5 protein-coding genes are annotated in these 6,924 nt (G+C 38.9%); 2 read left to right on the top strand and 3 right to left on the bottom strand.

The window, feature by feature from the left end; translation table 11 throughout:
• Positions 1 to 329 precede the first annotated feature (329 nt).
• Positions 330 to 542, top strand: coding sequence for a dodecin family protein (locus tag ACT29I_RS24360; protein WP_430936603.1), 213 nt, complete (start codon positions 330 to 332; stop codon positions 540 to 542).
• Between the two features lie 329 nt (positions 543 to 871).
• Positions 872 to 2,563, top strand: a complete 1,692-nt coding sequence (locus ACT29I_RS24355; protein ID WP_430936601.1) for a Na/Pi cotransporter family protein — start codon at positions 872 to 874, stop codon at positions 2,561 to 2,563.
• A 135-nt stretch (positions 2,564 to 2,698) separates the two neighbouring features.
• Here ACT29I_RS24355 and ACT29I_RS24350 read toward each other — a convergent pair whose 3' ends face one another.
• The 3 genes from ACT29I_RS24350 to ACT29I_RS24340 form a co-directional block, all read right to left on the bottom strand.
• Positions 2,699 to 3,895 carry a homoserine dehydrogenase gene (locus tag ACT29I_RS24350; protein ID WP_444794690.1) on the bottom strand — a complete coding sequence of 399 codons (1,197 nt, stop codon included), beginning with the start codon at positions 3,893 to 3,895 and terminating at the stop codon, positions 2,699 to 2,701.
• 80 nt (positions 3,896 to 3,975) lie between these two features.
• Entirely contained in the window at positions 3,976 to 5,271 is a 1,296-nt protein-coding gene (locus tag ACT29I_RS24345; protein ID WP_430936597.1) for an O-acetylhomoserine aminocarboxypropyltransferase/cysteine synthase family protein, read from the bottom strand.
• Positions 5,272 to 5,845: 574 nt separating this feature from the next.
• Entirely contained in the window at positions 5,846 to 6,802 is a 957-nt protein-coding gene (locus tag ACT29I_RS24340) for a hypothetical protein (RefSeq protein ID WP_444794689.1), read from the bottom strand.
• Positions 6,803 to 6,924 lie beyond the last annotated feature (122 nt).

Below are 6,924 nucleotides of genomic sequence, written 5' to 3'. Positions count from 1 at the left end.
TTAAATAGTGTAATGTATTCTTGCTAAATAAAATCGTTGAAAGTAATCGGGACAAGTTATGCCTCGTTTCAGTAAAGACTTGTTTTATTGCACTTGCAATGCTCATGACGAACCTCCAATACATAATCCTGTTTAAAATATTTCCCTCAAACTCCTACTGACGCTGCGCATCGTCCTTTTTTTGAAGGAACTGAAAAAAACAACATTACCCACCTTGCTTTTCTTTATATTATGTCGTAATTTGAATGCTAGGCCAAAACATTCGACCTATCGCAGACAACATCATTTTTTATATTCATTCCTATTATTAACCAATAAAAGTTAGAGTTATGGCAGAAAGTGTTTACAAAGTGATCGAATTAGTGGGTACTAGTACCGAATCATGGGAAAAAGCCGCAGAAGCCGCTATTAGCAGAGCAGCAGAAAGCCTACGCGATCTTAGGGTCGCAGAAATATCTAAACTCGACCTACAAATCAAAGATGGCAAAGTGGAAGCCTATCGAGCAAGAGTGATGGTTTCGTTTAAGTATGAAAACAGTTAACATAACCCACACTGCTAACCTATCAGTTGAACATACTAGGCAAGGTATGGCCTGATTCTTTCCATATTCTTGTTTTTAGCGAATCAGGCGTATCCTATCAGACAAACAAGCACTTACGGAGATGTAGGTGCTTTCTTTTTATATAGCAGGTACCACAACTTTCTACCTTTCTCCTCTATTCTTACAAAAAGAGCATAATCTTAGAAACTGGAAAATACATCTTTTATAAACTTTTCTTTATAATTCATCATCTATTTTACGCCGAAAACAACTTCAATCTGAAAATGTTACTATTTTTATACCGCCAACTTTACGATTAAAATTGTTAAATGGATTATTCGTTAATAGATTTATTAAAACTGATAGGAGCCGTAGGCCTCTTTTTGTATGGTATGAAGCTGATGAGTGAAGCTTTACAGAAAGTTGCGGGTTCTAAGATGAGAAGCATCTTTGCTGCCATGACCTCCAATCGCTTTTTGGGTGTATTGACCGGCTTATTGGTTTCCGCTACCATCCAATCGTCCAGCGCCACCATATTAATGGTGGTTAGTTTCGTGAATGCCGGTTTGGTTTCTTTGGTAGAATCTATTGGGGTAATTATGGGTGCCAATGTGGGCACCACTATTACAGGTTGGCTAATTTCATTGTTTGGGTTTCGGTTTAATTTCACCGAATACGCTTTGCCTTTAATGGCGGTAGGATTTCCCTTGGTTTTTTCTAAAAGTACGCGTCATAAATCATGGGGTGAGGCCATCATTGGCTTTTCCATTCTATTTATGAGCCTCGATTTCATCAAAACAACATTTCCAGATGTAGATAGTAATCCTGAAATATTAAGTTTTTTATCAGATTATACGAATTTAGGTTTTACTTCGATTCTACTTTTCCTTTTTATTGGTAGTTTTTTAACTGTAATCGTTCAATCTTCAGGGGCTACCATGGCTATCACCTTTGTAATGTGCAGTCAGGGATGGGTGCCATACGAGCTGGGTGCCGCAATGATTCTGGGCGAGAATGTTGGAACCACCATAACCCCAAATATTGCGGCCACTATCGGTAATATTTCCGCAAAACGTACCGCCCGTGTTCATTTGTTATTTAACCTCCTGGGGGTGGTTTGGATGCTATGTGTTTTCACTCCCTATACTTCGTTTATCAAGGACATCTTAACCAATGTAAATGCAGTTTCTGTTAAGAATCCTCAAGCCCTTATTCCGTTTTCCCTGGCGCTGTTCCATACCTCATTTAACGTGATTAACCTACTGCTGTTTATTGGGTTTGTACCATTAATGCACAGAGTGATTATTGAATTGGTGCCCCACAAAGGGGAGGAAGGTGAAGAATTTAAGTTAAGATATATCACCACAGGCATGCTCTCGACCTCTGAGCTTTCTATTCTTCAGGCAAAAAAGGAGCTACAGTCCTATGCTAAGCATACCAATAAAATGTTGGGCTTCAACAGAAAATTGTTATTGGAGGAAAATGAGAAGAAATTCAACAGACATTATGCAAACATCGAAAAATACGAGTCGATCAGCGACGATGTGGAAGTTGAGATTGCCAATTATCTGGCCAAAGTTTCGCAAGGGCAACTAAGCGAACAGAGCCGAATAAGAATCAGGGCCATGCTTAAATTGGTCAGCGACTTGGAGAGTATTGGCGATAGCAGTTTTACACTGGCCCGCATCATCAACCGCATGCATAGAAACAACATTAAGTTTTCCCCTTTAATCATGGAGAAACTGGATCTGATGTTTAATTTGGTGGAAGAGTCGCTAACCGTAATGCGCCAGAATTTAAATACGGACGAAAAGAAAATAGAACTGACAAGGGCCAACAAGATTGAGCAGCAAATCAACCAATATTTCGAACAATTAAAATCCGAGCACCTTGAAAGTTTGAAGAACAATGACTACTCCTATGATGAAGGAATTGTTTTTACCGATATTTTTCATGAGTGCGAGAAGATTGGGAATTTTGCTATCAATGTTTCCGAGGCTTTATACGAAACCAAACGATAAAACATATCCTGTTTATATTCTTTGTCCCCAGATTTACGGCGTGTAATAATTTGATATGACATGAGGTAAATCTGGGGACAAAAGACAAATAGAATTATACAGTAATTTCTGTGGGTTGGCCAACTGGTGGTGCAATTAATAATTCAATGTTTTACGGGTTACAGCTATAAAAATATCCATCTCCCTTAACCGGCTTTTAATAGCAAGCAAATCCTTTATCGAAATCAAACCAATTTTATAATTGCATTCCGGCCCCGAATATTCCTCTGATATACTAATAAATTTAAATTGAGCTAAATCCTCTTGCTTTTTATAACGAAGGTATATTTCTATTTCACCTGACTGTTCATACAAAAACTCCTTGTAATAATTCTTCTTTTTATACTCGTATTTATAGTCATGACCAATGGCCGTAATATCGGACAGCACTGCAGAACCCGTGGGATGCCCCCCGGCACCTTTACCGAACATGAACTGTTTGTCGTAAGCCAATCCTTTTATCACAACACCATTAAACTCGTCCTCCACATTATAGATATATTTATCCTTCTTAACCAAACGGGGCAATACGAATAAGGAAATTTTATTCTCTTCCTGTTTTTCAACCTGTCCCACCAGTTTAATCTTATATCCTTTTTCTTTGGCGTAACGAATATCGAAGTCCGAAATATTAGATATACCATAATGTAAGACGTCGTCAGGATTTACGATCGTACCAAAACTATGTGCGGTTAGAATCACCAATTTAAACAAGGAATCGAAACCATCCACGTCAAAACTTGGATCGGCCTCTGCAAAACCAAGGTCTTGAGCTTCTTTTAGCGATTCCGCATACCCTTTATTGCAATCAAATATTTTTGACAGAATATAATTGGAAGAGCCATTGAGAATACCGGTGACCGACAACAACAGGTCATTATCATAATATTCTTCGAGGTTGCGGATGACAGGGATACTGCCACATGCAGAAGCTTCATACAATAACGAAACATTATATTTCTTTTGAAGTTCAATCAGTTCCGCCAGGTTTTCCGCGATCATCTTTTTATTGGCCGAAACCACGTTTTTTCCATTTCTTAGCGCAGACGTAACTATATGGTAAGCCTCATCAGCATCCGAAATCAATTCTACTATTAAATTGATGTTCTCATCATTGATCAGCTCGTTCGCCGAGTAGCAAAACATGTCAGAGGGCAGTGCTCGTTCCTTTTTATTCTTGACACATATCTTTACGATTTTGGCATCTAAAGCAGGGCTTTTTTGAAGTACATCAAACAATCCTTGTCCTACTACCCCAAAACCAGCTAAACCAATTCTTAGTTTTTTCTTCATTTTATTTTATCAGGATTTATTTATAAGCACATAACACGCACTCCGGGCGCGCTTTGGATACGGACCCGGAGATAACACTATTACGATTTTTCGAATCCCTGTTCTAAATCCGCCAAAATATCATCGATATGCTCAATACCAACGGACAAACGAAGCAGCCCGGGTTCAACCCCTGAAGCTTTTTGCTCTTCCAAAGACAATTGTTCGTGCGTGGTTGTACTGGGATGGATAATCAAGGTCTTTGCGTCCCCCACATTAGCCAGGTGACTCACCAAACCCAAAGATTCAATGAATTTATCCGCTCTTTCGTTACCGCCCTTAATTTTAAAAGTCATCACACCTCCAAACCCTCGTTTCAAATATTTCTGCGCTAATTGGTGATACGGCGAACTCGCCAAGCCCGGATAGTTTACATACTCTACCTCATCGTGTTTTTCTAACCAGGCAGCCACTTTCAACGCATTCTCAACGGTTCTGTCCAATCTTAGCGACAAGGTTTCTAATCCTTGCAACAGTAAAAATGAGTTAAACGGGCTAAGTGCAGGCCCAAAGTCACGCAAGCCTTCAACTCGGCAGCGAATGGCAAATGCGATATTTCCAAACGGGCTACCTTCGCCAAAAACCTCCCAAAATTTAAGGCCATGATAACCTTCGCTAGGCTCGGTCAATGACGGGAACTTTCCGTTGCCCCAATTGAAGTTTCCTCCATCCACAATAACACCACCGATGGATGTTCCGTGCCCTCCAATCCACTTGGTGGCCGACTCTACTACCACGTTTGCTCCATGCTCTAACGGACGAAACAGGTAACCTGCCGCACCAAAAGTATTGTCTACAATTAATGGAATTCCATGGCGTTTGGCAATCTCTCCTAGTTTCTCGAAATCGGGAATATTAAAACGCGGGTTACCAATGGTTTCAACATATAACGCTTTTGTATTTTCATCAATACGTGCCTCATAATCCTCCGGGTTGTCGCCCTCTACAAAGCGAACATTGATACCTAAACGTTTAAATTGCACTTTAAACTGGATATAGGTACCTCCATATAAATACGATGTAGACACAAAATTATCTCCTGCTTGCAAAATATTGTTTAATGCAATAAACTGCGCCGCTTGCCCCGAAGAAACAGCCACAGCCGCCGCTCCGCCTTCAAGTGCCGCAATCCTTTTTTCAAACACATCGGTGGTAGGGTTCATAATTCGGGTATAGATGTTCCCAAACTCTTTTAAACCAAATAAGTTTGCCGCATGCTGCGAATCGTTGAACAGGTACGATGAAGTTTGATAAATAGGTACAGCACGCGAATTTGTGTCGGAATCAACCTGGTGTCCCGCGTGTAATTGAAGTGTTTCAAATTTTAAATCAGCCATGGTATAAATAATTTAATAAATAATAAACAATATTAGTTTTACTCCTTAATGCCTGACGCATTATATTCAGAAGTTATTTGTTTTATTATTCAAATACAATGCGTCGCGACACTATAATGTCATCATCATTCGACCCATCATATCCATTACCGCACATGAATGATTACCAGTAGACTTTGAAATAAAGCTATCGGTATTAAGAGAAGTAGATATGTAATTTATACGAATCACAAAAAAATTACGTTTTTACAAATAAAGGAAATAATAAAGATAAATAAAAGAGTTTCGTGTCTTATTTTGAGAGATTATGAATAAAAAGATTAATTAATCCAAAACGCAACCTTTTCTTAAAATATGAGTCAAAACATCAGAAACCATTTAATCGTCACCAACCATGAAAAAGCTACTTTATTCAAACTGGCTAAAAATCAAAAATATTGACATCCCGGTCAGATTTTTGTTGCTACAAGTTCTGGTACTTATTGCGGTTATTTTTTTTATAGCCTTCTAACTTCTAAAGAAATGAGCATCCTAAAGCGGATGCTTTTTTTATGTCCGTTTTTCACATTTATTCTCATCTCCCAAACAATCCTTCCTCCCGCCCTTGTTTATTTCCAAAATGATAAGTTAAGTCAATAATTGGCAATATAGGTGTTTCGGTTCCGTTTCCAAAAGTCATCCAGTAGCCTGCTGAAAGAGAAAATCGAGGTGTCAACTTAAGTTTTACCGAGGAATTCTGTTCCACAGATTTTCCCACCGGACTATCTGAAAACAACCCTCTTACCGCCAACGTGGCATATAAATTTCTCCGGATATAAAAATCGCCCTGAATTCTGGCAGACCAAAAGCCGCCACCACCTAATATTACATTACTTCGCTGACGCAACAGTTTTCTTTGCATAAGTTCAACATCGGTTTCTTCAACCTCAAATCCATAATCGTAGGCAATAGCACCCGTTAATATTATGTAAGCTTGTTCAGCGCTTCCGCAATTTAAATCCTTTAAAAACGGCTTACTCAGTATCAGTTCATTTTTAAGCGCTATGCTAACGGGCAAATTTCTGTTTAGTGGATATATACTGGTATACCCCAATTCATTTCCCCAATACAGCATGGGAGCATAGGAATATACCTGATGACGCGAGGCAAAATACCACTTACCTTCAGTCCATCTCTTTTTCAGATAAAATGCGGGAACCACGGCTAAACCACCTATGGAAGTACCAAATTCAACTCCTTTCCTATTAGAAAATCGGGATGGTGTGATGATGCTAATATTACCCGCATTTTGAGGAACCGTATTAGCCGTTTCGTAGCTCCAAATAAAATCGGCACGTGCCTGTGAAGCATTATGCCCCATGGGTTGTAATGGATTAAACTTGTTATACTGGCTCCTTTTATTAGCTTGTTCCTGTCGTTTGCGAATTTCGCGTTTGCTGGTCCCTTTGTTTCTTTTTTGAGATGACAAAAAAGGATGATTAAAAGCTAGAATCGCCAGTATAAGAAAAAGCAATTTAAAAGAATTTTTCATTGGTCTAAACTCGAATTATAACTTCCTAATTAATTAAACGAAAGGCAAAATAAATTATTTTAACCGCCCTGTGCAATAGATAAAGAATATCCGTTTCGGGTTTTAGTGGAAACTTAAGAAAC

Source organism: Saccharicrinis sp. GN24d3, from assembly GCF_052400645.1.
Classification (GTDB): domain Bacteria; phylum Bacteroidota; class Bacteroidia; order Bacteroidales; family Marinilabiliaceae; genus Saccharicrinis.
The sequence above is the reverse complement of the archived record's forward strand: the minus strand, read 5'-3'. Positions and strand labels throughout refer to the sequence as shown.